The 25,158-nt window shown below is 68.8% G+C and carries 20 protein-coding genes and 2 pseudogenes; 4 read left to right on the top strand and 18 right to left on the bottom strand.

The window, feature by feature from the left end:
* Position 1: 1 nt before the first annotated feature.
* From secA to D1832_RS15150, 11 genes are all read right to left on the bottom strand, one after another.
* A complete protein-coding gene (gene secA / locus D1832_RS09690; RefSeq protein ID WP_118913679.1) occupies positions 2-2,752 on the bottom strand; it encodes a preprotein translocase subunit SecA in 2,751 nt (916 codons plus the stop codon).
* A gap of 94 nt (positions 2,753-2,846) precedes the next feature.
* Positions 2,847-3,404 (bottom strand): helix-turn-helix transcriptional regulator, encoded by a 558-nt coding sequence (locus tag D1832_RS09685; protein WP_241510960.1) that lies wholly within the window; start codon positions 3,402-3,404, stop codon positions 2,847-2,849.
* A gap of 103 nt (positions 3,405-3,507) precedes the next feature.
* The gene (hpf, locus tag D1832_RS09680) at positions 3,508-4,152 is read right to left on the bottom strand and encodes a ribosome hibernation-promoting factor, HPF/YfiA family (RefSeq protein WP_118913678.1); all 645 of its coding nucleotides are present in this window, start codon (positions 4,150-4,152) and stop codon (positions 3,508-3,510) included.
* A gap of 203 nt (positions 4,153-4,355) precedes the next feature.
* Positions 4,356-5,117 (bottom strand): ComF family protein, encoded by a 762-nt coding sequence (locus D1832_RS09675; protein ID WP_118913677.1) that lies wholly within the window; start codon positions 5,115-5,117, stop codon positions 4,356-4,358.
* 96 nt (positions 5,118-5,213) lie between these two features.
* The gene (locus D1832_RS09670) at positions 5,214-7,013 is read right to left on the bottom strand and encodes an LpqB family beta-propeller domain-containing protein (protein WP_118913676.1); all 1,800 of its coding nucleotides are present in this window, start codon (positions 7,011-7,013) and stop codon (positions 5,214-5,216) included.
* Positions 7,010-8,788, bottom strand: a complete 1,779-nt coding sequence (mtrB, locus tag D1832_RS09665; RefSeq protein ID WP_241510959.1) for an MtrAB system histidine kinase MtrB — start codon at positions 8,786-8,788, stop codon at positions 7,010-7,012. Before mtrB ends, D1832_RS09670 begins: the two co-directional genes overlap by 4 nt.
* Positions 8,769-9,452 (bottom strand): MtrAB system response regulator MtrA, encoded by a 684-nt coding sequence (gene mtrA / locus D1832_RS09660; protein ID WP_118913675.1) that lies wholly within the window; start codon positions 9,450-9,452, stop codon positions 8,769-8,771. The genes mtrB and mtrA overlap by 20 nt, the downstream gene beginning before the upstream one ends.
* A gap of 527 nt (positions 9,453-9,979) precedes the next feature.
* Positions 9,980-11,443, bottom strand: a complete 1,464-nt coding sequence (gene ahcY / locus D1832_RS09655; RefSeq protein WP_118913674.1) for an adenosylhomocysteinase — start codon at positions 11,441-11,443, stop codon at positions 9,980-9,982.
* Between the two features lie 182 nt (positions 11,444-11,625).
* Positions 11,626-12,600 carry a DUF808 domain-containing protein gene (locus D1832_RS09650; protein ID WP_118913673.1) on the bottom strand — a complete coding sequence of 325 codons (975 nt, stop codon included), beginning with the start codon at positions 12,598-12,600 and terminating at the stop codon, positions 11,626-11,628.
* Positions 12,601-12,705: 105 nt separating this feature from the next.
* Positions 12,706-13,746, bottom strand: coding sequence for a cation diffusion facilitator family transporter (locus D1832_RS09645; protein ID WP_047311907.1), 1,041 nt, complete (start codon positions 13,744-13,746; stop codon positions 12,706-12,708).
* 38 nt (positions 13,747-13,784) lie between these two features.
* Positions 13,785-14,414, bottom strand: coding sequence for a TetR/AcrR family transcriptional regulator (locus D1832_RS15150; protein ID WP_182434742.1), 630 nt, complete (start codon positions 14,412-14,414; stop codon positions 13,785-13,787).
* Positions 14,415-14,448: 34 nt separating this feature from the next.
* Here D1832_RS15150 and D1832_RS15820 point away from each other — a divergent pair.
* Positions 14,449-14,961 (top strand): annotated as a pseudogene (locus D1832_RS15820) (serine hydrolase domain-containing protein).
* 267 nt (positions 14,962-15,228) lie between these two features.
* On the opposite strand, the gene mtr reads toward D1832_RS15820, so the two are convergent.
* Both mtr and D1832_RS09620 read right to left on the bottom strand, forming a co-directional pair.
* A complete protein-coding gene (gene mtr, locus D1832_RS09625; protein WP_118913671.1) occupies positions 15,229-16,614 on the bottom strand; it encodes a mycothione reductase in 1,386 nt (461 codons plus the stop codon).
* Between the two features lie 95 nt (positions 16,615-16,709).
* The gene (locus D1832_RS09620; RefSeq protein WP_118913670.1) at positions 16,710-17,354 is read right to left on the bottom strand and encodes a response regulator; all 645 of its coding nucleotides are present in this window, start codon (positions 17,352-17,354) and stop codon (positions 16,710-16,712) included.
* Positions 17,355-17,450: 96 nt separating this feature from the next.
* Here D1832_RS09620 and D1832_RS09615 point away from each other — a divergent pair, with 96 nt between their 5' ends.
* Entirely contained in the window at positions 17,451-19,043 is a 1,593-nt protein-coding gene (locus D1832_RS09615) for a GAF domain-containing sensor histidine kinase (RefSeq protein ID WP_118913669.1), read from the top strand.
* 101 nt (positions 19,044-19,144) lie between these two features.
* Here the strand turns inward: D1832_RS09615 and deoC are convergent.
* Positions 19,145-19,845 (bottom strand): annotated as a pseudogene (deoC, locus tag D1832_RS09610) (deoxyribose-phosphate aldolase).
* Positions 19,846-19,923: 78 nt separating this feature from the next.
* The gene (locus tag D1832_RS09605) at positions 19,924-21,096 is read right to left on the bottom strand and encodes an SIS domain-containing protein (RefSeq protein ID WP_118913668.1); all 1,173 of its coding nucleotides are present in this window, start codon (positions 21,094-21,096) and stop codon (positions 19,924-19,926) included.
* A gap of 105 nt (positions 21,097-21,201) precedes the next feature.
* On the opposite strand from D1832_RS09605, the gene D1832_RS09600 reads away from it, so the two are divergent.
* Both D1832_RS09600 and D1832_RS09595 read left to right on the top strand, forming a co-directional pair.
* Positions 21,202-21,618 carry a hypothetical protein gene (locus D1832_RS09600; RefSeq protein ID WP_052947033.1) on the top strand — a complete coding sequence of 139 codons (417 nt, stop codon included), beginning with the start codon at positions 21,202-21,204 and terminating at the stop codon, positions 21,616-21,618.
* Positions 21,615-22,814: a glutathionylspermidine synthase family protein gene (locus D1832_RS09595; RefSeq protein ID WP_118913667.1), complete on the top strand. Its 1,200-nt coding sequence runs from the start codon at positions 21,615-21,617 to the stop codon at positions 22,812-22,814. The genes D1832_RS09600 and D1832_RS09595 overlap by 4 nt, the downstream gene beginning before the upstream one ends.
* An 87-nt stretch (positions 22,815-22,901) precedes the next feature.
* Here D1832_RS09595 and D1832_RS09590 read toward each other — a convergent pair whose 3' ends face one another.
* Genes D1832_RS09590 through D1832_RS09580 form a run of 3 tightly spaced genes read right to left on the bottom strand, consistent with a single transcriptional unit; the run spans position 22,902 to position 25,013 of the window.
* A complete protein-coding gene (locus D1832_RS09590; protein ID WP_047311899.1) occupies positions 22,902-23,120 on the bottom strand; it encodes a Trm112 family protein in 219 nt (72 codons plus the stop codon).
* Entirely contained in the window at positions 23,117-24,565 is a 1,449-nt protein-coding gene (locus D1832_RS09585; protein WP_206609384.1) for a phosphomannomutase/phosphoglucomutase, read from the bottom strand. Before D1832_RS09585 ends, D1832_RS09590 begins: the two co-directional genes overlap by 4 nt.
* A gap of 10 nt (positions 24,566-24,575) precedes the next feature.
* Positions 24,576-25,013: a DUF3499 domain-containing protein gene (locus tag D1832_RS09580; RefSeq protein ID WP_047311897.1), complete on the bottom strand. Its 438-nt coding sequence runs from the start codon at positions 25,011-25,013 to the stop codon at positions 24,576-24,578.
* Positions 25,014-25,158: the final 145 nt, after the last annotated feature.

The raw sequence follows: 25,158 nt of genomic DNA, 5'->3' as shown, positions 1-25,158 counted from the left end.
ATCAGCGCTTGCGCTTCTTCGAGCCCTTGGTGTTCTTGCCGCCCTTGGAGCCCTTCTGCTTACGGGAGCGATCGGCGGCGCGACGCTGCTCACGCGACTTCTCCTCGTCCTCGTCCATGACGTGGCCGTCGGCCGCAACGCGGTGCTCCTCGGCGAGCCCCTCCTCGTTCGGGGCGGTGAAGTGCATCTCCTGCTGCTTCGGCGCCGGCGTGGAAGCCTCGATCTCGTCGGGATCCACCTGCACGTTGAAAAACAGCTGAACCGACTCCTCCTTGACCGCCTCGGTCATGGCGTCGAACATCTGATAGCCCTCACGCTGGTACTCGACCAGAGGGTCGCGCTGCGCCATCTGACGCAGGTGGATACCTTCCTTGAGGTAGTCCATCTCGTAGAGGTGCTCACGCCACTGTCGGTCGAGAACCGTGAGGACGACGCGACGTTCCACCTCACGCGCCACCGTCGTGCCGAGGTAGGCGGTGCGGTCGTCGAAGGCGTGCTGCGCGTCGGAGCGAAGTTCCTCACCGAGGATCTCCGGGGTGATACCCGCGCGGCCACCGAACTCCGACTCGAGCTCGTCGAGGGAGATCGAGACCGGGTACAACTCCTGGAGCGCTCCCCAGAGCTTCTCGAGATCCCAGTCCTCGGAGAAACCGGAGGCCGTGGCGACGTCGATGTAGGCGTCGATCGTGTCGTTGATGAAGTGACGCATCTGGCCTTCGATGTCGCCCTCGACGACGCGCTTGCGCTCGGCATAGATCGTCTCGCGCTGGCGGTTGAGGACGTCGTCGTACTTGAGGACGTTCTTGCGGATCTCGAAGTTCTGGCTCTCGACTTGGCCCTGAGCGGACTGGATCGAACGCGAGACGATCTTGTTCTCGATCGGCTGGTCGTCGTCCATGCCCGACGTCGACATGAAGCGGTCGACGAGGCCGGCGTTGAACAGACGCATGAGGTCGTCCTGCAACGACAGGTAGAAGCGCGACTCCCCCGGGTCACCCTGACGACCGGATCGTCCCCGCAGCTGGTTGTCGATACGTCGCGATTCGTGACGCTCGGTGCCCAGCACGTAGAGGCCGCCGAGTTCCGTCACGGCGTCGTGCTCGGCCTTGACGGCCTTCTCGGCATTCTCGAGTGCCTCGTCCCAGCTCGCCTCGTACTCCTCCGGAGTCTCCTCCGGGTCGAGTCCGCGCTGCTTGAGCGCCGCCACGGCCATGAACTCGGGGTTACCACCGAGCATGATGTCGGTGCCTCGACCGGCCATGTTCGTGGCCACGGTGACGCCGCCCTTGCGGCCCGCCTGCGCGACGATGGCGGCCTCACGCTCGTGGTGCTTGGCGTTGAGAACCTCGTGCGCCACGCCCTTGCGGCGCAGGAGCTCCGACAGCTTCTCGGACTTCTCGACGCTCGTCGTACCGACGAGAACGGGCTGGCCCTTGCGGTGACGCTCGCTGATGTCGTCGACGACGGCGCGGAACTTCGCGTCCTCGGTGCGGTAGATGCGGTCGGCCTGGTCGACACGCTGGGGCGGGTTGTTCGTCGGGATCGTGATGACGCCCAATTTGTAGATCTGGTACAGCTCCGCGGCCTCGGTCTGCGCTGTGCCCGTCATGCCCGAGAGCTTGTCGTACATGCGGAAGTAGTTCTGCAGGGTCACCGTCGCGAGAGTCTGGTTCTCGTTCTGGATCTCCACGCCCTCCTTGGCCTCGATGGCCTGGTGGACGCCCTCGTTGTAGCGACGGCCCGCGAGCATACGCCCGGTGTGCTCGTCAACGATCATGATCTCGCCGTTCATCGCGACGTAGTCCTTGTCGCGCTTGAACAGCTCCTTCGCCTTGATGGCGTTGTTGAGGTAGCCGATGAGCGGCGTGTTCTCCGCCTCGTAGAGGTTCTCGATGCCGAGCAGGTCCTCGACCTTCTCGATGCCGGACTCGAGCAGACCGACCGTCTTCTTCTTCTCGTCGACCTCGTAGTCGCCGGCCTTGACGATCTTGCCTTCCTTCGACTTCTCGGCGCGCGTCAGGTGCTCGACGATGCCGGCGAACTCGACGTACCACTTCGTGGCCGCGTCGGCCGGGCCGGAGATGATGAGCGGCGTGCGAGCCTCGTCGATGAGGATCGAGTCGACCTCGTCGACGATGGCGAAGTTGTGTCCGCGCTGCACGAGCTCCTCGGGCGACCACGCCATGTTGTCACGCAGGTAGTCGAAGCCGAACTCGTTGTTCGTGCCGTAGGTGATGTCCTTGGCGTACTGCTCGCGTCGCTGTGCCGGCGTCATCGAGGAAAGGATGCAGCCGGTCTCGAGGCCGAGGGCGCGGTGCACGCGGCCCATGAGCTCCGACTGGTACTCGGCGAGGTAGTCGTTGACCGTGACGACGTGGACGCCCTTGCCCTCGAGCGCGTTGAGGTAGCTCGGCAGCGTCGCGACGAGGGTCTTGCCCTCACCGGTGCGCATCTCGGCCACGTTGCCCATGTGGAGGGCTGCGCCACCCATGAGCTGGACGTCGAAGTGGCGCTTGCCGATGGTGCGACGGCTCGCCTCACGGACGGCTGCGAAGGCCTCCGGCATGATGTCGTCGAGCGTGGCACCGTCCTTGAGACGGGCGCGGAAGCGGTCGGTCTCTTCGCGCAGTTCGGCGTCGGTGAGCTTCTCGAAGTCCTCCTCGACGACGTTCACCTGAGCGGCGATCGCTTCGAGCTTCTTCAGCGTTCGGCCTTCGCCGGCACGCAGAACACGTTCGACAACCTTGGGCACTCGACAACTCCGTAGATCGATGGTCGGTGAGGGCAGCGGCCCGCGGCCTCACACTGACGTAGTACGCCCGAGACGGACGCACAGTTCCCTAAGCCTAGTCGCTCGGGCGGCGCCCCTCGCGCTCCTCCCGCGGCGAGGCGTCGGACAACGCCTCGTGGGTCAGGTCGACCGCTTCCCGACGCGTCGTGACGTCGAGCTTGCGGTAGATGCGCGCGAGGTGATTGCGCACGGTGTGCTCCGAGATGAACAGGCGCGCCGCGATGGCGCGGTTGGCCTGTCCACCGGCGAGCAGCCGGAGGACTTCGACTTCACGCGCGGTCAGGACGTCGAGCACGCTGTCCGGTCGCAGAGCCCGTCGCGCCAGACGCAGCAACGCCTGGGCGAGGTCGGGGTGGGCATAACTGCCCGCGACCGCGAGCGCCTCGGCGGCCTCGGTCAGTTCGTCGCGCGAGGGCACGAAGGGGAAGAAGGCTGCAACACCGGCGCCGACCAGTCGTTCCAGGACAGCTTCGTCGGCCGGATCGACGACCGCCGCGACGTCCTCCGTACGGGCGAGCGCGACAAGGCGTCGAAGGGAAGCGATGGACGAGGGCTCGTGCACCGCGATCTGCCGGTCTTCGACCACGATGGTCGCGACGACATCACCTGACATGCGCTCCATTGTCACCGATCCTCACGGGAGCGACCCTGGGGGCGAACGGCCGCGGGACCGCCCGCACGGTGTGCGAACGGCCCCGCGGTCGAGTCCGCCGGTCTCAGGCGGTGGCCTCGTCGTCCTGCGCGACCTCCTCGGTCACGTCGAGGTGGATGACGCCGTAGGACCAACCGCGACGGCGGTAGACGAGGCTGGGACGCCCCGTCTCCTTGTCCTGGTAGAGGTAGAAGTCGTGGCCGACGAGTTCCATTTCGCGCAGAGCTTCGTCGACGTTCATGGGCGCACTCTGGTGAACCTTCTCACGCAGCTGGACCGGGCAGTCCGGGTCCTGTCCGAGCGCAGCGGGTGCTTCGTCCGCGTTGTCGCTGAGGTCGGGCATGACCTCGAGCAGCCCGAGGTCGGCCGTTGCCTCGGCGACGGAGGTGGGGCGCGCGTGGCCGCGGTGCACACGCCTGCGGTCGTGCTGGCGACGCAGACGCTCACCCAGCTTGGCCATGACGAGATCGAGTGCCGCGTACTCCTCGTCGGCCGCTGCCTCAGCTCGGATGACCGAGCGCTTGGCGCGGCAGGTCACCTCGATGCGGTACGCCTCTTTCGCACGTCGCGGGTTCGGTTCGTGCGTGACGACGACGTCACAGCGCACGACGCGCGGGTCGAGCTGCGGAACCTTTGCCAGCTTTTCCTCCGCGTGGCGGTGGAAGCGGGCGGGAACCTCGACGTGGCGACCGGTAACGGTGATCTCCATGGGAATGACCTCCTCAGGCCAAGAACTGATGCTGCGTGAGTCGGCGGGGCCGGGCACATTCACGGCGCCGCCCAGGGAACTGAGTGCATCACCTCCTGCCAGGAGTGGATCGTGACTCCACGCTAGACCTATGAGGGGGCCCACACCAGGGTTTCGTTCCGATCCGATGAACAGCGCGTGACGTGACCAGGACCACGGACGTCTCAGGCGTCGCCCCGGGCACCCGCGTCGGGCGTCGCGGCGACCGCCGCGAGAAGGACAGGGTCGTACCCACCGCGCACGAGGACATCGTGAGCCGAGGCCAGAGTGGCGCCGCTGGTGACGACGTCATCGACGAGGACGACGCCGCACTCCTCCGGCACATGGGCCTCGCGGGCACCGGCCAAAGCGAAAGCTCCGGCGACGTTGGCGCCACGCTGGGCTCGGGTGAGGTGGGACTGGTCGACCGTGCGTCGCGAAGCGCGCAGCAGAGAAGCTTCGACGAGCGTCCGCTGCTCGGCACCTGCTCGATCGCTGTGCAGCGATGCACGCACCACCTCCCCGAGAGGAAAGCGGCCGCGTACGCGCGTCGCAGCGGGCGACGACGGGACGGGGGTGAGCAACCACCTCCTCGGGATCGGCCGCTCCCCGTCGACGTACTCCGCGAGTGCCGCCGCGACAGCGGCGCGCAGCAGGACGCCGAGAACGGGCGCGAGGTCACTGCGGCCCTCGTCCTTGAACACGGTCACCCCACGACGCACCGCACCTTCGAACGGCGTGGCCGCATGGACGACGAGGTGTGGCGCGAGGCTGGGACGGACTCGCAGGAGTTCGAGCCGCGTTGCCCGAGCGCATGCCTCACACCACGGCGTGGACCAGCGTTCGCACCCGGCACAGGTGACCGGCCACGCGAGATCGAGGAGCTCCGCGAGCGCTCGACGAAGCGGCGATCGGGAATCGTTGTGCACGAACGGGCTGGGGCGCATGCCTCACGGTCGCGCCTTGGGGACCCCAGGCGCAGCCGAGAACACCGACGTGTTGTGGAAAGGCCGGTCCGACGACGTGGTGGGACGTATCTCCCGTCACGGGTTGGGGACGATGACGTCCCCACGCGAGAGAAAGCTGCTCCACGACGAGCCCAGCCGTGTGAAAACTGTCTGGTTCGACGTCCGGACGAACAGCCCGTCGGAGCCACGCAGCGTGCTCGCGAGCCCGTCGCCGTGACGCACGGCGGCGAGCGGCTCGACGACGTCGTCGATCGTCTGCAGCACCGGTCGCTTCGTCCCGTCGATCGTGCCGAGGACCGCGAGGCTCGTCGCGTCTGCCCACACGATGCTCGTCGGGTTCTTCACGCCCCGGGCCGCGACGTGGGCCGGACCGAGGCGGACGGGGCGGCCCTTCGCGTCACGTTCCACCGCCGCCAGAACGGCGCGGCGCCCCTTCGGGTCCTTGACGATCATGGCGAGACGTTGGCCCTCGGGGGACATGCTCAGCGACTCGACCTCGCCTTCGCCGAGCCACGGCACCTGCAGCCGCACCGGGGCCGCGCCGGCCTCACTCGCGGACGTGTCGACGGCCCACACCGACGCGTCGCGCACCTTCGAGTCGGACCTTCCCGACTCCGCGTTGGAGAACGCGTGTCCGGCGGTCCACAGCCAGCCGTTGGCATCGAACGCGGGGCGTACCAGATCGGTACCGAGCGAGTCGAGCGTGACGGCGCTGCCGTTGACCCATCGTCTGATCGAGGTGCGGTCCTTCGAGACCGCCGCGATCTGACGTCCTCCTTGGCCCGCTGCCAGGAACGTCCAGTTCGCCTCGACGGCGGGAAGCGACGGTCGTCCGCGCGCCGCTGCTTTCGTCGTGCCGGAGACGGCGTCGTTCGCGGACGCCTGCGTCCAGGCGAGGTAGGTGCCGCTGCGGGAGATGACGGTGTCGACGCCGCCGGTCGGGAGGCGATACCCCACGTCCGAGACCTCGTCGACCGTGCTGGGAAGGTTCTCGGCCTCCAAGCGGGTGGCGCCCACCGTGAGGTTCAGCGTGCCCACCTCGGGTGCCTGAAGAAGAGTGGCGGTCATGGCGGCCCACATCGCCGTGCGCTGGGCGTTGTCAGCCCCGCTGGCCTGCTTGGACAGGTCGACCTGGGCGGTGCCCTCGCGAACGGGCACGGCGTCCACGGCGAGACGTGTGCCGTCGGGAGCGCTCTGTTCGACGGCCGGTTCGAGCCATGCGGGCGGCGCGGACAAGGACGCTCGGGCGAGCGCCGTCGCAAGGCCCTGACGTGGCAGGACGCGGGGGTCGGCGATGAGGACCCGTCCGTGGCGGGCCGGATAGTAGACGTTCGCCTTCGTGAAGAGACGGGTGACATCCGAGTCGCTCATCCACACGCCGAGGTTCGGCGGCAGGTCGGTGAGGCGCCATCCTGCGGAGGTCTCGCGGACGGAGAACTCGAGGGTTCGCTCGTACTGATCGGAGCGCTCGAGGTGACCGTCCGGAGAGATCGTCGCGACGACGGGAATCCGCAGCCGAACCTTGCCCGTCTCCGGTCGGGTGGCGACGATGTCGCTCTCTCCACTGAAAACGGTCACGGCGGAACCCGGCTTCCACGCGGTGGAGGCCTCGGCCGTCAGGAAGGTGCGAGCCGCTGCGTGGTTGTCCTGCGACGACATCTGTGCCCGCACGAACCCCGTGGCGATGGAGCGCGGATCGTCGAAGGAGGACGCCGTGAGCGGCTCCACGGCGAGCGGCTCGTCGACAGCTCCGGCGTCGACGGCCTGACCGGCGCGCACCCCCGTCGTCGAGGGCAGGCCGATGCACCCGCTGAGAGTGAAGACTGCGGCGAGGGCGAGCGCGGACAAAGGCGCTGGACGGCTGAGGCGGCTCATTCGTCACTCCTCGGCCGGGCGACAGCTTCGCCTTCGAGGGTCGGGGGCAACGCGTTCGTGGCCTTCTTGGTGCCGACCGTGCTCGGATAACCCGAGACGAGGCGCGCACCGCCGTCGGAGGTGCGCATCGTGCCGCTGGCGATCTGCTTGGGCGCGGTAACGCTGGAAGGCTGCAACGGCCCGGGGCTCGAGGCGATGGGGACGCCGGGGTGGCGCGGCAGGGTGAGGCGGAAACAGGAGCCCTCCCCCGGCGCACCCCAGGCTTCGAGGAAACCGTCGTGCAGGCGTGCGTCCTCGAGGGAGATGGAAAGGCCCAGGCCGGTGCCCCCGGTCGTGCGCGCGCGAGCCGGGTCGGCCCGCCAGAATCGGTCGAAGACCTTGTCCGCCTCGCCCTCCTTGAGACCGATGCCGTAGTCGCGGACGCTGACGGAGACCGCCGTCACGTTCGAGCGGACGATGACGACGACCGGCGCGTTCTGCCCGTGCTCGATGGCGTTAGACACGAGATTGCGCAGGATGCGCTCGACACGGCGGCGATCGATGGGCACCTCGACGTCGGTGGGCGCGTCGAGCACCAGTTTGACGCCCAGCTTCTGCGCCAGTTGCTCGTGCATGTCGATGACATCGGCGGCGAGGGCGGTTAACGACACGGGAGTGCGGCTGAGGACGGCGCCACCGGCGTCGAAGCGGCTGATCTCGAGCAGGTCGGCCAGCAGCGCTTCGAACCGGTCCAGTTCCTTCGACAGGAGCTCCGACGAGCGGGCCACGTGCGCGGCGAAGTCACCGCGGGAGTCGTGGATCATGTCGGCGGCCATGCGGATCGTCGTCAGCGGTGTACGCAGTTCGTGCGACACGTCGGAGGTGAAGCGCTGTTGCAGGTGCGACAGGTCTTCGAGCTGGCCGATCTGACGCTGCAGGCTGGAGGCCATGGCGTTGAAGCTCGTCGCGAGACGGGCAATGTCGTCCTCGCCGCGCACGCGCATGCGCTCGTCGAGATTGCCGGCGGCGAGGCGTTCGGAGACGTGGGCCGCAGACCGAACGGGCGTGACGACGAGCCTCGTCGCGAGATAGGCACAGGCACCGATGAGGAGCACGAGGCCCAAGCCGCCGGCGGCGAACGAGTTGCGCACGATGCCGAGCGACTGGGCTTCCTTGTCCATCGGGAAGACGAGGTAGAGGTCGTAGGCGCCCGCGTTCGGGATGTTGACGCGGGAGCCGACCATGACTGCGGGCACGTCACCGCCGTCGGCGTGGTGGAGGGTGATGATCTTCGTCTGCTGGTGCGCAGGGTCGCGGACGAGCGCGCCTCGCACGTCGGCGGGGGGCGTGATTTCGCCTGCACCCGCGGTGCTGACGCGTGGGATTCCGGGGCGTGCGTTGTCGCCGGCCCGCATGAGGACGACGAGTCGCGAGGTGTCGTCGAGGGGGCTGGAGATGCGTCGCACGGAGTCGCGCGAGAGGTTGTACAAGGTGGTGAGGTCGGTCTTGTCCGTGGCGTCGAAGGCGTTCTGGACGTCGGCCGTCTCGCGCAACGCGACCTGCTGGGCGGAGCTGGTCTTGCTCCGCACGAGACCGTCGGCAATGCCTTGGTACATGAGGGCACCGACGGCGAGCACCACCGTCAGCCCCATGAGCATCGTGAGGCTGATGACGCGGAAGTGCAGCGACCGCCGCCACGTGCGACCGAGGAACGCGGCGAAGCGTCGGGCGCCGGCGACGGCGGCGGAGAGCGCGCGTCGGGCGGGTCCGCGGCGCTCAAGACTGCTGGGCGGCACCGGCCTTGTATCCGACTCCGCGGACGGTCAGGACGATCTCGGGGTTCTCGGGGTCCTTCTCGACCTTGGAGCGCAGGCGCTGGACGTGAACGTTGACGAGGCGCGTGTCGGCCGCGTGGCGGTAGCCCCAGACCTGCTCGAGGAGCGCCTCGCGACTGAAGACCTGCCAGGGCTTGCGGGCGAGGGCGAGAAGGAGGTCGAACTCGAGCGGCGTGAGGGAGATGGCTTCGCCGTCGCGGGTGACGGAGTGGGCGGCGAGGTCGATGACGAGGTCACCGATGGTGACGATCTCGGGCTCGTTGTCTCCGCGGCGCAGGCGGGCGCGGACTCGGGCGACGAGTTCGGCGGGCTTGAAGGGCTTGCTGACGTAGTCGTCGGCGCCCGCTTCGAGGCCGCCCACGACGTCGAGGGTGTCGGTACGCGCGGTCAGCATGATGATGGGCACGACGGATTCGGCGCGGATCTTGCGGCAGACCTCGACTCCGTTCATGCCGGGCAGCATGACGTCGAGCAGGACGAGGTCGGGCTTGAAGTCGCGGAAGGACCCGAGCGCTGCGGAGCCGTCGGCGACGTGGGAGACGTCGTAGCCTTCGCCGCGCAGGACGATGCCGAGCATCTCGGCGAGTGCCGGGTCGTCGTCAACAATCAGCACACGGTTGGTCACTGTCTGCCCCTTTCAAGATGCTCGGGCGGTGTGCCCGGGCGTCGCCGGGCTCATTGTCACACACAGGTAACGGTGGGCGGCTGCACGCGAGCACGGCGCGCCCACCCTCCACAGTCCAGTGGGGACGCTCGGCCGACCCGGGCCAGTCGGGACACAACGCGTCGAATCGCCAATTCGGCACCCAAGCGCTGTCCGTCAGGACAAAACCAGCCACGACGCCCCAACGGCACCTGAAGCGCCATCCGTCAGGACCGAAGGTGCCACAAGGAACCGTGGGCACCTCTAGACCACGAAAGGTGACAGCCACACGAAAGCCGCCCACCTCGAGAAGTGGACGGCCGCGTGTCGCACCGAGCGGGACGAGTGAGCTTGCGAACTCGTCCCGCCGGAAGACGCGCCATGATGCGTGTCGCACCGAGACAGGCCCGCTAGGGCCTGGCCGGAAGACGCGCCAAACAACACCTGACCCGAAGATCGTGCGGGCGCCGAGCGAGCTTGCTCGCCGGGCGCCCGCACGATCGAAGTGGTCAGTACCTGTAGTGCTCGGGCTTGTACGGGCCGGCGACGTCCACGCCGATGTATTCGGCCTGGTCCTTGCGCAGTGCGGTGAGTTCGACGCCGAGGGCGTCGAGGTGGGCGCGGGCGACCTTTTCGTCGAGGTGCTTCGGGAGCGTCTTGACGAGGGGCTTGCCGTTGGCGCGGTAGGCGTCACCGTTGGTGAACAGTTCGATCTGGGCGATCGTCTGGTTGGCGAACGAGTTGGACATGACGAAGCTCGGGTGGCCGGTGGCGTTGCCGAGGTTCATGAGGCGGCCTTCGGACAGGACGATGATGGAGCGGGCTTCCTCGTCACCGTCGGCGGGGAACGTCCACTCGTGCACCTGGGGCTTGATCTCGACCTTGGCGATGCCGGGGATCTTGGCGAGGCCTGCCATGTCGATCTCGTTGTCGAAGTGGCCGATGTTGGAGACGATCGCCTTGTTCTTCATGCGCGACATGTGGTCGGCGGTGATGATGTCGAAGTTGCCGGTCGTCGTGACGAAGATGTCGCCGTATTCGCAGGCCTTGTCCATGGTCGTGACCTGGAAGCCTTCCATCGCGGCCTGGAGCGCGCAGATGGGGTCGATCTCGGTGACGACGACGCGGGCGCCCTGGCCTGCGAGCGCCGCGGCGACGCCCTTGCCCACGTCTCCGTAGCCGGCGACGACGGCGACCTTGCCCCCGACGAGGACGTCGGTGGCACGGTTGAGGCCGTCGAGCACGGAGTGGCGGGTGCCGTACTTGTTGTCGAACTTGCTCTTCGTCACGGAGTCGTTGACGTTGATGGCCGGGAAGAGCAGTCCGTCGGCGCGCGAGAGTTCGTAGAGGCGGTGGACGCCGGTGGTGGTCTCCTCGGTGACGCCCTGGATCTGCTCACCGATCTTCGTCCACTTCGTGGGGTCTTCGGCGAGGGTCTTGCGCACGAGGGCCTTGAAGACGCTGAACTCCTCGGAGTCGTCCTCGGTGGTGGGCGGCACCTGGCCGGCCTTCTCCCACTCCGTGCCCTTGTGCACGAGCATCGTGGCGTCGCCGCCGTCGTCGAGAATCATGTTCGGGCCCTCGTTGCCGGGCCACGTGAGGATCTCGTTCGTGCAGTCCCAGTACTCCTCGAGCGTCTCGCCCTTCCACGCGAACACGGGCACACCCTGCGGGTCGTCGACGGTGCCGTTCGGGCCGACGACGACGGCCGCGGCAGCCTCGTCCTGGGTGGAGTAGATGTTGCACGACGCCCAGCGCACCTCGGCGCCGAGGGCGGTGAGGGTTTCGATGAGGACGGCCGTCTGCACCGTCATGTGCAGCGACCCGGCGATCTTCGCACCGGCGAGCGGCTTGCTCTCGCCGTACTCAGCACGCAATGACATGAGACCGGGCATCTCGTGCTCGGCCAGGCGCAGCTGGTGACGGCCAGATTCGGCGAGTGAGATGTCGCGGATCTTGTAGTCGAACGGCATGGTGTTCTGTTTCCTTCGCATTCGGTGACTCGAGATTCCGGCGTGCCCCTCTGGGCTGCTCTCGTGCATGGGTTATCGCCCGCGCCGACTGGCCGTGAGTCTACCGGCCACCTCCGACACGGCCACGTCAACGCCGCCGCACGGGACGCGCGACGGCCGTTCGAGAGGTGAGGTGCGGCAGCTCAGTGCGCGGGCGCCTCGCCCTTCGACTTGGCACGAGCGGCGAGGATCGGCGTCACGATCAGCGCGACGATCGTGCCGACGATGAGCCCGAAGATGCCGCTCGCGACGGTGTTCGTGAGCCATCCGAGCACGCCGCCGAGTGCGCCAGTGGCCTCGTGCACCGCTTCTTCGACGTGATGGACGGCCGAGTACAGCGGGTGGAAGCCGAGTTCGTCGGTGCCGACGAGAAGGATGTGGCCACCGACCCAGAGCATCGCGACGACGCCGACGGTGGACAGGAACGCCATGACCTTGGGCATGAGGTTGACGAGGAAACGGCCGAACTTCTCGCTCTTGCCGCCCTCGATGAGGCTGAGGCCGACGTCGTCCATCTTCACGATGAGTGCCACGAAGCCGTAGACGAGCACCGTGATGAGGACGGCAACCACGGCCAGAATGATCGCGCGCGAGACGAGCGGCTGATCGGTGACCGACTTCAGGGCGATGACCATGATCTCGCCGGAGAGGATGAAGTCGGTGCGCACGGCCCCGCTCACGACCTCGTCCTCGTCGATCTTCTCGGTGGCAACGTCCTCGTCCTCGCGCTCCACGGCACTCTCGTGCCCGTGCTCGCGGCGGTGCTTGAGGGCGTGGATGATCTTCCCCGCGCCCTCGAAACACAGGTACGTACCGCCGAGCATGAGCAGGATCGTCACTGCGATCGGGAGGAACTCCGAGAGCACCAGCGCGATCGGGAGGATGAAGAGCAGCTTGTTGCGTAGCGAGCCGATCGCGATGCGCTTGATGATCGGCAGCTCTCGCTCGGCCGCGAGGCCCTGCACATAGCGCGGCGTGACGGCGGTGTCATCGATGACGACGCCCGCTGCCTTGGCACTGGCGCGACCGGCGGCAGCGGCCACGTCGTCGGTGGAGGCCGCCGCGAGGCGGGCGAGCGCTGCGACGTCGTCGAGCAGCGCGAAGAGTCCGCCGGCCATCAGTGACCGCCTCGGGTCTCGACGCGGACCGGGCGAACGTGCTCTCGATTCATGGAGCCAACCTTAGAGAACGTCGATGCGTCCCTGCGAATGCGCTGAGCAGACCTATCGGTCGTCGGGTCGCGAAGGGCCGACGTGCCACTCCCCCGGAGCGTTCTCGCGCTGGGCTGACGTGACGTGCCCGATGCCGCCGCTCGCATCCCCGCCGGTATCGACGTCGGGCTCGAGGTAGACGAGCATCTGCAGGTCGGGATCGACGCGCCGGGCGGCCTGCTGCGCCGCGTCGATGGAGCGCACGATCTCCGCACCGCGCGCCTGCGGGTCGATGGCGATCTTGGCCGCCACCATAAGCTCGTTCGGGCCGAGGTGGGAGGTCTTGAGGTGAATGACACGCTCGATTCCGTCGGCGGATTCGATGGCACTACGGATCTCGCGCACCGTCTCCGGGCGGGCTGCCTCACCGAGGAGCAGGGAACGCGTCTCGCGAAAGAGGAACGCCGCGACGGCGATGAGGAGCAGACCGATGAGCCCGGCGCCCACGGCGTCCCAGATGCCGTTCTCGGTGAACACCGCCAGGCTGACGCCGAAGAGCGCGAACGTCAAACCGGCCACGGCAGCCGAGTCCTCGCACAAGAGCACCGGGAGTTCGGGGCTCTTGGCGTTGCGCAGGAACGAGCCCCAGGACTGATCGCCCTTCTCTTTCTTGGCCTCGCTCACCGCTGTCATGAGCGAGCGACCCTCCATGAGGATCGAGGCGACGAGCACGACGATGGGAACCCACCACCACTTCTCGTGGGTGCCCGGGTGCGGCGCGTCCGGCAGAGACATCTCGTGGTACTTCTCGTACGCCTCGTAGAGCGAGAACATGCCGCCGACGCTGAAGATGACGATGCTGACGACGAAGCCCGCGACGTAGCGCTCCCGCGCGTAACCGAAGGGGTGGAACTCGTCGGCATCCTTGCGGGCCCGCTTGCCGCCGACGAGCAGCAGGATCTGGTTGCCCGAGTCGGCCACCGAGTGGATGGCCTCGGCCAGCATCGAACTCATGCCGGTGAGCATCCAGGCGATGAACTTCGTCACGGCGATGCCGAGGTTGGCCGCCAGGGCCGCGAAGATCGCCTTGTTGCCGCCCGAAGAGTCACTCATACGAGCAGCCTACGGTCCACAAGCCACCCCCACGAACGTCAGCTCCCGTATTGCCGACAAGGGTTCGGGAACGTCGAAGCGCATTCCTGGGCCAGAACTCGACGCACCCGGGCGACCTCGTGGGCGTCGTCACGCAGAAGGAGCGTTCGAGCGAGACCTCGGGTCACCGCGAGCAGGCGCCGCGCTTCGTCGTCCGGGTCGACGCCCTCTCGCGCCTCCCCGCACTCCTCGGCGTTGACAACGGCCTCACGCAGCCGTGCGAGCAGGACGTCGTCCGTGCGTTGCCACGCCTCGAGCAGGCTCGGCTGTCGAAGCGCCACGGAACTGAAGTGGTCGAAGAGGATCGTCTCGTCTCGGCGATCGTGGTCGAGCGGAAGGAACTGTGTCAGGGCGCCGAGCACCATGTGTTCGATCCGCCCCCGCGCCTGTTCCTCGCTCGCCACGAGCGTCTCGATCCGCCCTTGCTGTACCTGCAGGGTTCGGTCGTAGGCGTCGGCGAGCAGGACGTCCTTGGAGGCGTAGTAGTGCTGCACCAAGCCCACCGAGACACCCGCACTCGCCGCGATGCGGCTCATCGTCGCGGCCTCGGGCCCGTCACTGGCGACGAGGCCACGCACCGCATCGATGATCTGCGTGCGACGAGCGTCGTGGTCGGCGGTTCTCGGCATGGACTCAGCGTAGCGACCCGTGCACAATAAAAATATGCGCATATTTAAATGGCGATTGCTGGCACTCCCCTTCCTCCTCCTCGCACTCACCGTGGGCTTGCTCCGGCCCGGTGCCGCGTCTGCTCTGCCGGCTGCCCCCGCAGACACTGACCCGCAGAAGTTGGCCCGCGAAACCCGCGAACGCCTCGGATGGCCCGGCCTTGCCATGCGTGTCCTTTCTCGGGACACGATCGAGACCGAGTACCTCGCGGGGACCGACGGCACCGGCAGGCCTCTCACCGCTGATTCGGCGCTGCCTGTGGGGTCCGTCTCCAAGTCCTTCACAGCTCTGGCGGTGCTGCAGTTCGTCCACGCCGGCGACGTGTAGCTCGACGCACCGGTAGCGCGCTACTTCACCTGGATACCGAACGACGAGACCACCGTCCGCGATCTCCTGACGCATCGCAGTGGCCTGAGCGCCCGCGAGGGGCTCGACGCAGCGGAACGCTACGACAACAGTTCCCGGGCGGTGACGACCCGTTGCTCTGGTGGTCGCCGTGGGCACTGAGCGCGCTGGCGGTCCTTCTCGTGCTCGGTGCAGCCACGTGGGCTCGACTGACGCGGCTCGGCGGGCGCATACGTCGGCATACCCGCGCCTGGGCTTGGGGGTTTTCCGTCGCCTCCGCGCTGCTGGCGAGCGCCGCCTGGTACGCACCCCGCGCGCTCGGACACGATCGTCGGCAACTCATGATCTGGTTGCCGGATCTGTGGTGGGCCACAACCGCCCTGTGCTGCGCGGGCGTCCTCGCAGCGCTCGTCGTGACGGTGAGCGGGATCAGGCGTCGTGGGGCGGGAACTCCAAGCCCAGGAGGGCGTTCTCCAGCACCTCGGTGAGGGCCGGGTGAATCCAGTACTGGCCGCGCGCCATCTCGTCGGCAGCCAGACCGAACGACATCGCCTGGATCGCCGGCTGGATGAGCGTCGAGGCGTCGGGGCCGACGAAGTGGACACCGAGCAGCTTGCGCGTCTCCTTGTCGGCGATGACCTTGCAGATGCTGGAGGTGTCCTCGAGCGCCCAGCCGTAGGCCGTCGCGCCGTAGGCCTGCACCTTGACGGTGACGTCGTGGCCTGCGGCGCGCGCCTGCGCCTCACTCATGCCGACCGTGGCTACCTGCGGGTGGGTGAAGACCGCGCTCGGCACCACGTCGTGCGGGAACGGACGGAGGTCGTTCGGGTGGACGAGGTTGTGCGCGACGCAGCGTTCCTCGGCGTTGGCGACGTGCTTGAGCTGGAACGGCGAGCTCGCGTCACCGAGCGACCACACGCCGTCCACGCCGGTGCGGCCGTACTCGTCGACGACGACGCGACCGTCGGGGCGCACCTCGACGCCGGTGTTCTCCAGGCCGAGGTCGTCGGTGTTCGGTCGGCGGCCGGTGGCGACGAGAAGCAGATCGCCGTTCACGGTGCGGCCGTCCGAGAGCGCGAGTTCGACGCCGTCGGCTCCGTGGTCGGCCGACGTCAGCTCGGCGTTGCGCACGAGCGTCCACTGGTTCTCGACGGCGTTCGTCAGGGTCTGGCTCACGTCGTCGTCCGCGTGACGCAGAACGCGCTCGCCGCGCAGCACCATCGTCACGTCGACGCCGAGTGAGCTGAAGACGTGGGCGAACTCGAGCGCGATGAAACCGCCACCGACGATGACCATCGACGAGGGCAGGTCGGCGATCCGCATGACGGTGTCGCTCGTCTCGTACGGCACGCCCGAATCGGTGATGACCGCGGGGATGACCGGGCGGGCACCTGTGGCGATGACGATCTGGTCGCCGGTGACCTCCTCGTCGTAGCCGTCGACGCGCAGGCTGTGGTCGCCCGTGAAGCGTGCGTGGCCTGAATAGACGGTGGTGTTGCCGTCCTCGGAGCCGCGCTCGCGGTACTCGCGTCCGCCGAGCGCGATCGGGTCGATGCGCCCGAACACGCGCTCACGGATGTCGCTCCAGCGCACGTGCTGCACGGACGCGTCGACACCGAGGCGCGAGGACTCGCGTGCGCTGCGGGCCACCTCGGCGGCCTGGACGAACATCTTCGTCGGTATGCACCCGACGTTGAGGCACGTACCCCCGAAGACGCCCTTCTCGATGACGGCAACCTTCTTGTCCGCGAAGTCCGGCGTGACGAGGGAGTTACCGGAACCGGTACCGATGATGACGAGGTCGTAGTGGGCCATGAGGTCAACCTTAGACCCCGACGCCAATCGGCCGCAGCACGCGAAAATCCGCGTCGTTACTGGCGAGACCGGCGTCACACCGGCTCGCGCGCAGGTCAGTCGTGCGGGTGGCGCAGGCGCTCCATGAGCACCGCGGCCTGGGTGCGCGATTCGAGCCCCAACTTGGACAGGAGGCTCGTGATGTAGTTCTTCACCGTCTTCTCCGCCAGGTGCAGGCGCCCGGCGATCTGACGGTTCGTGAAGCCCTGCGTGATGAGGTCGAGCACACGCTTCTCCTGGTCGGTGAGCGCGGCCAGCTCGGGGCGCAGCATGACGTCCTCGCCGGTCAGGCGCGCGCGGATGCGGTCGGCGTCCTCCCCCTTGAGCAGCGACTCACCTGCGGCGACGCGTTCGATCGTCTCGACGAGGTCGGCGCCGCGCACCTGCTTGAGGACATAGCCGCTCGCACCCGCGAGGATCGCCGCGAGGAGGGCCTCGTCGTCGTCGTAGGACGTGAGGATGAGGCAGCGGATGTTCTCGTCCACGCTGCGCACCGCGCGGCACACCTCCGTGCCCGTGCCGTCGGGCAGACGGCCGTCGAGGATCGCGACGTCCGGGCGCGCAGCGGGGATACGACGGATCGCCTCGGCGGCGCTCCCACTCTCACCGACGACCTCACAACGCCCGGAGGTGGAAAGGAGCTCGGCGAGCCCTCGGCGCACGATCTCGTGATCGTCGAGCAGATAGACACGAACAGCCATGCCCCCATTGTGGACGCCCGTCACCCCGGAGGGGACGTGTGCGGCGAAGTCTGCGGGGAGCCGCTCGTCACACCTGGCGCCCCTAGACTCGCGTGCATGGTCACTGCATCGCAGCCCGCCTCGCCCCGCAGCCCGCGCGGCGACGATCGCAGCCCCTCCCCCGACGACGCGCTGCTCACCGCCGTCATCGACCTGAGCAAGGACCTCGCGCTGCGACCGTTGCTCCACCGTTTCGTCGAAACGGCGGTCGACCTCACCGACGCCGAGTACGGCGCGCTCGGCATCCTCGACGCCGACGGCGGTTTCGAGGACCTCGTCCTCCACGGCATCGACGCCGAAACGGCCGCGCTGATCGGCGACGGGCCGCACGGCAAGGGCGTCCTCGGCGCGATCATCCACGAGCCGCACACCCCTCGGGTGGCCGACATCAGCCGTCACCCCGAGAGCGTCGGGTTTCCGCCCAACCACCCGCCGATGAGTTCCTTTCTCGGCTGCCCCGTCGTCATCCGTGGGCAGGTCTACGGCAACATCTACCTGACGAACAAGCGCTCGGCGAACCAGTTCAGCAACCGCGACGAGCGAGTGCTCGAGGCCCTCGCCGCGGCGGCCGCCTCCGCGATCGCGCACGCTCGCACGCTCGCTGAGGCAGAGGCCCGTGAACGCTGGCAGAGGGCCGCGGCCGAGGCCGTCGCCCTGCTTGCGAAGCTGCCGCCCAAGCAGGCGTGGCCGGCTGTCGTCGAGCGCTTCGATTCCATCCTCACCGCCGACCACGTCGAGTACGTTCCCGTGCATCGCATGACGGAGCGCCTCGGCCAAGACCTGGCCGACGACTTGGCGCTGCGCCCGGATGCCCGTTTCCTCTCCGGCGCCAAGGCAGCCGCGCTCGTCGACGACGCCAAGCGCTCGGCGCTGCTCGTGCCGGTGACTGCCGAGGAGGCCTCCCCCAGTCTGCTGCTCATCGCGTGGGACCGGGCGCTTCTCTCGATCGCGCCGGAACCGCTCGAGGCGGTCGGCCAAATGCTCTCCGACCGCCTGTCCGTCGCGACGCTCCTCGCCCACCAGCACGCGGAGTCCGAGCGCGTGGCCATCCTCGAGGACCGCGACAGGATCGCCCAGGATCTGCACGACCACGTCATCCAACGCCTCTTCGCCGCCGGCATGCGGGTGCAGAGCGTCATGCCGCTCGTCGGCGACACCGTGGCCTCCGAGAAGCTCGACGCCGTGGTCACCGACCTCGACGAGACGGTGAAGGACGTGCGTCGCGCGATCTTCGACCTCAAGCAGGGAGGCGTCGCGCTCGCGCTGGCCCGCAGCATCGACCAGCTGGCTCAGCAGGGCAGCGACGCGCTCGGGTTCATGCCCTCAGTAGCCGTGGGCGGCGACTACTGGACGCTCGACGACGCCCTCGTCATGGACATTCTCGCCGTGGTGCGCGAGGCACTGAGCAACGCCGCCCGGCACGCCGGAGCGTCGGCGGTACGGGTGGCGCTCGACGTCGGCGAGGACGTCCGCCTCAAGGTGACGGACGACGGCGTCGGGCTGCCCGAGCACGTCGAGCGCCGCTCGGGGCTCGACCACCTCGTCGCGCGCGCCGAGCGGTGGGGCGGCTCGTGCACGGTGCGGGTGAGGCCGCGCGGCGGCACGGCCGTCGAGTGGCGGGTGCCGCGTCGCCGGCCGACCGAGGCCTGAACACGGCCCGCGTCCGCCCCACGTCCACCCCGGGACAACGACGTACCGACGACGAAGGGCACCGACTCAGCCGGTGCCCTTCGTTGCGTTCAGATACGAAATCAGTAGCCCGCCGCGCCCTCGGCGGAAGCCGCCGACGCGTCGCCGGAGCCGCCCTCGAGACCGTCGAGCACGGCGCGCGTGCCGGACAGCCCGAGTCGCGACGCGCCGGCCTCGATCATCTCGCGGGCCGCAGCGGCGTCACGGATGCCGCCGCTGGCCTTGACGCCCAGGTTCGGGCCGACGCACTCACGCATGAGGCGCACGGCGTGGGCGCTGGCGCACCGCTCGGGTGGAAGCCCGTGGAGGTCTTGACGAAGTCGGCACCCGCGTCGACGGCCGCCTCGCACACGCCGCGGATCTCGTCGTCGGTGAGGGCAGCGGACTCGATGATGACCTTGAGAACGGCGTTCGGGATGGCGTCGCGCACCGTGCGGATGTCGAGCTTGACCGCCTCGAAGTCGCCCATCTTGGCCGCGCCCACGTCGATGACCATGTCGACCTCGTCAGCGCCGCGCTCGACCGACTCGGCGGCCTCGGCGGCCTTGACCGTGCTCGTGTGCTTGCCGCTCGGGAAGCCGCAGACGGTGGCAACCTTGACGCTCGTCTCGACGGGCAGCATGTTCGGCGACACACAGATCGAGTAGGCGCCCAGCTCCTCGGCCTCGCGGGCCACCGCCGCGACGTCGTCAGCCGTCGCTTCGGGCTTGAGCAGGGTGTGGTCGACCATGGCCGCGACCTCGGCCCGGGAGAAGTTCGTCATGCGCCCAAGCCTAACCAGCGAAGACGTTCCCGTCCTCACGCAGACGACACGCCCGCCGCCCCGTGCCGACCGCGGGCGTCATGCCCGACGGTCGCCGAGATGGTCGCGCAGCTGCGTCACGTGCCGCGACACATTCGGGTCGAGACCTTGGCCGAGCGCGAGGTAGGTGGCGGTGAAGTCGACCCTCTGGACGAGTTCGGCCAGTCGCGCTATGGGCGGGCCATCGCCGGGGTGCACCTCGACGACGGTGGCGCCGGCCGCGAACGCGCTGTCCTGAACGCCCGCAGCAACGTCGGCCAAGTCCGAAACGGCACCTTCGGGGTCGCTGTGGAGGCTGAGCAGCCCGAGCCCGGGCTGTCGGGGCGCGTCGAGGAAGGGGTCGGCGAAAATGTCGTCAGGGGCCGAGGCCGCGCCACTACCGCCACCGGCCGTGAAGGGACCGTCGAGCGTCGCAACGACAGACGCGGCCGCATCCGGCAGTTCACCCCAGGTCATCGGCACCCGAGCGGTGCGGGCGAACATCGACGCGGCGCGGCGGGCCGCAACAGCGGCGACGGGTCCGTCCGCGAGCGCCATGGGCACGGTACCGGCGAGCTGCAGCGCCGCGAGCTTCGCGGGGTTGACGAAGTGCTCGGAGCTGGGGCGGCACACCTCAGCCTCACGGTCGAGGTGGGTGATCGCCTGCTCGAGGTGGCTGTCCGTGACGTCGATGAGGCCGAGGTGCCCCGCCGCCATGAGCACCGGGGTGAGCAGCGACCACATCGCCGTCCGGCTCGACGTGCGCCCGCGCCCGACCGGGATGTGCGTACCGCGGGCCCGCGCACACACATCCGCCAGGGGTGAGTCCGCTGCCCCGACGGTGAGCAGGGACGCTCCACGGCGTGCGGCTTCCGAGGCGAGCGCGAGCGGCCCGGCGGCCCGCCCGGAAAGGCTCACCGCGACGACGAGGTCGAGGGGGCCGACCCATCCCGGCAGCGGCACGTCGCGTCGGGTGATGACGGGAACGGGCGCCCCCGGCTGGGCGAACGTCTCGAGGACGTCGGCGACGACGGCGCTGCCACCGAGCGCGCCCACGAGGACGGCGCGGGGCCGCTCACCATCGGCCGTGCGCTCCACGCCCGCCTCACGGGCCAGCGTCATCGCTTCGCGCACCTGGGCACCGGCTGTGGCCAGCGCCCGAAGGGAGTCGCGCGAGTCGCAGCGTTCGAGGTGACGGGCGTCGTCCAGCCAGCTCTCGTCGAGGTAGGGCATGTCACACCTTCTGTCGCTCGGGGGGACGGAACGCCCGAGGGGATCCGCGCGTCACAGCCTAGATCGCGCGATACATTGACGTCCTACTCGAAGGAGAGGATTCGGATGCCGACGACCAGGCGCAAGGGTGGGCTCGCCCTCGGCACGACCACCGTTCTCGCCGCCGGTTTCCTCACCGGATGTTCGTCGTCCAAGGGCGCCGACTACGCCGGGGTGTGCCGCGACAAGGCCACGGGTGAACGGCTGCCGGACAGCGAGTGCCGCTCCGGACATCACGCCGGCGCCGCATGGGTCTTCTACCGCTCGGGCCAGCGCGTCGCCCCGGTGGGCGGAAAGCTCGACAGCTACGCCACGTCGATTCCGAAGAACGCCACCTACGCCGCCGGTGGGTTCGACGCCCAGGGCGGCAAGGTGACGAAGTCCTCCGTCCGCGAGGGCACTCAGATCAAGGGCGCCGACGGCTCGTCGAAGGGCAGCGTCGTGCGTGGCGGCTTCGGCAAGGGCGGCGGCGGAGGCGGATGAGGCGCCTGGCCTGCGAGCCGCGCCCGAACTTCCGCGACATCCTCGATTCCGAGGGCATGCTCTGGGCGTCCGAGACCGTCGACGGCCACGACGTGCCGTACTGGACGGACAGCGCCTACTACTCCTTCTCCCCCGCCGAGATCGACCGGCTCGAGGCGGCCACGGACGAACTGTGGGGCATGTGCCTGAGCGCCGCGACGTGGATGCTCACGACGTACGACGACCGGCGTCTGTGCCTGCCCGAGGGCTCGACCCGGCGGCTCCTGGCGAGTCTCGAGGAGGGTGATCCGGGCTCACACGCCCGTTTCGACCTGTGCCTCGCCGGCGACGGCACCCCCAAGATGCTCGAGATCAACGGCGACACCCCGACGATGCTCGTCGAGTCGGCCGTGTCCCAGTGGTCCTGGCACGAGGCGAACTTCCCCGAACTAGACCAGTGGAACTCGATCCACGAAAGGCTCGTCGGTGCGTGGAAGAAGCGCGTCGCCGCTGGGCAGGACGACCTTCACTTCGCGGGGCTGCTCCACCTCGTCGAAGAGGCTTCCACGCTCGCCTATCTCGCAGACACCGCAGATCAGGCCGGCGCGACGACGAGCCTGTTCGACCTGTCCGACGTCGGCCTCGACGTCGACTCGCGTCGCTTCGTCGACGGTCAGTCGCGCCCGATCGACGTCTGCTACGCGCTGTACCCGTGGGAGGACCTGCTCGTCGAGCCTTTCGGCGCCCACATCGAGACTTCCGGCGTGCGCTGGATCGAGCCGCTGTGGCGTTCGGCCCTCTCGACGAAGGCGCTGCTCGCGGCGCTGTGGCACCTCTACCCGGGTCACCCCAACCTGCTTCCGGCCTACCTCGACTCCCCGCGTGACCTGCGCGAGTACGTCGCGAAGCCGTTCTTCGGCCGTGAGGGTGCCTCGATCCGCGTCCACGCGGAGGGTCGCGACTGGACGCACGGCGGCCAGGAACACGACGAGTCGTTCTGCTACCAGCAGTGGTGGCCGCTGCCCGACTTCGACGGCAACCGGCCCGTCATCGGAGCCTGGGTGGTCGACGGTCACGCGGCCGGCATGGGCATCCGCGAGACCGACGGCCCGATCACGGACGGCGGTGCGCGCTTCGTCCCGCACGTCATCGAGGCTCCGGCACCCGAGGAGTCGACCGTGCAGCGCTGGCTCGCCGAGGACGACGTCCGCCTCTGAGCCACGCGTCCGGCACCACGCACAACACGCGGCGAGGCCGCTTCCCGATTCGGGAAGCGGCCTCGGCGTAGGTACCAGGTGGGCCGATCAGGCCTCGGTGGGCAGAACTGTGGCCTCGTCGACGAGGAACACGGGGATGCCGTCGCGGATCGGGTACTGCAACCGGCCACCGCGCTCGGCATCGGCTTCGGTGGCGACGAGCACGGGCTCGCCGCCGTCGTCGACGCCGTCGACGAGCTCACTGTGCGTGACCGGGCAGCGCAGGATCTCACGCAGCCACGGTTCGATCGTGACGCCTCGGTTCACTGTGCTTCTCCTTCTCGGACGGCGGCGAGCGCGGCATCGCGCACGCGCTCCATCGTTGCACGGTCGGCTGCCTCGACGTTGAGGCGCAGCAGAGGTTCTGTGTTCGAGGCGCGCAGGTTGAGCCACCACATCGGATCGCTGTCACCGCCTTCGTGGACGAAGGTGACGCCGTCCATGCCGTCCTCGGTGTACTCGCCCTGGGAGGCCACCCACTCGCGAACGCGGCCAGTGGCGGCGGTGGCGTCACTCACGGTCGAGTTGATCTCGCCGGAGGCCTCGTAGCGGGCGTACTCGGCGACGAGCTGCGAGAGCGTCCTCTCCTGCTCACCGAGCGCGGCGAGCACGTGCATCGCCGCGAGCATGCCCGTGTCGGCGAACCAGAAGTCGCGGAAGTAGTAGTGCGCGCTGTGCTCCCCGCCGAAGACGGCGTCGTGCTCGGCCATCTGCGCCTTGATGAAGGAGTGGCCGACGCGCGTGCGCACCGGCTTCGCCCCGTTCTCGGTAATGACCTCGGTGACGGCGCGCGAGCTGATGAGGTTCGCGACAACCGAGACGTCCGAAGCGCGGGTGCCCTTGGCGACCTCCTTCGCGATCTCACGCTGGGCAACAAGCGCCGTGACGGCCGACGGCGTCACCGCGTCACCGTTCTCGTCGATGACGAAGCATCGGTCGGCGTCACCGTCGAAAGCCAGACCGATGTCGGCGCCGTGCTCGACGACGCCCTTCTGCAGGTCGACGAGGTTGGCGGGCTCGAGCGGGTTGGCCTCGTGATTGGGGAACGTGCCGTCGAGTTCGAAGTAGAGCGGGACGATCTCGAGCGGAAGCTCGTCGAGCCCCGCATCCGTGCCGAGGACCGCGGGCACGGTGTGGCCGCCCATGCCGTTTCCGGCGTCGACGACGACCTTGAGCGGGCGTCCGCCGGACAGGTCGACGAGGGAACGCAGGAAGGCGGCGTAGTCGCCGAGCATGTTGCGCTCGTCGATCGTGCCGGGTTCGCCGTCGAAGGGAACCGCCGTGCCACGATCGAGTGCCCACTGGGCGAGGTCACGCATCTCGGCGAGGCCGGTCTCGAGCGAGACGGGGCGCGCGCCGGCGCGGCACAGCTTGATGCCGTTGTACTGCGCGGGGTTGTGGCTCGCGGTGAACATCGCGCCGGGGATGCCGAGAGCACCGGAGGCGTAGTACAGGCCGTCGGTCGAGCACAGGCCGATGAGAGTGACGTCGATGCCGTACGAGGCGGCGCCCTCGGCGAAGGCTCGAGACAGTTCCGGCGAGCTCGGGCGCATGTCGTGGCCGACGACGACGCCCTCGGCTCCTTCGGGGCGGGCCACGATCTGCGCGAAGGCGGCGCCGAGTTCGCGCGCGACGGCCGGCGAGAGCTGCTCGGGCACGAGGCCGCGAACGTCGTAGGCCTTGATGAAGTCGTTGAGTACGGGGGCGTTCACGCCGACGATCCTACCGGCCGTCGTCGCCCGCTTCCGTGGACGCGTCGTCGTCCGTGGCATCGGGCAGCGCGCGCAGGTGACGACGGCGTGAGGCCGTCGAGAGGAAGGCAGGGTCCTCGGCCCGGGCGGCACGGGCGGGCTTGCGCACCGGCTCCGGTTCGGGCTCGGCCGGTGGGCGAGCCGCGGCGCGGCGCACGGCCTCGGCGAGCGCCACGAGGTCGTCCGGTGTGGGCTCCGGCGGGGTCATGTCGACGGCCAGGCGCACGATGTCCCAACCTCGCGGCGCGGTGAGACGCTGAGCGTGATCGGCGCACAGGTCGTACGTGTGCGGCTCTGCGTAGGTGGCCAGGGGGCCGAGCACGACCGTCGAATCCGCGTAGACATACGTGAGCGTCGCCACGGCGGGCTTCGAGCAGGCGGATCGCGAGCACTGTCTGGTCAACGTCACGTTGCACAAGGTTACGCCAGTGGGTGGCTGCCCCCGTCTGCCGCGACCGGGACACGCCCGATCGAGCCCCGCCCGCGATCAGGTGCCCTTCGATACGCTGACGCGGTGAGGAACAAAGCAGCGCGCCCTGGCCGACAGCCCGGCC

It is taken from the genome of Dermacoccus abyssi, from assembly GCF_003515945.1.
Lineage (GTDB): Bacteria > Actinomycetota > Actinomycetes > Actinomycetales > Dermatophilaceae > Dermacoccus > Dermacoccus abyssi.
This window is presented reverse-complemented; position numbering and strand designations above follow the sequence as displayed.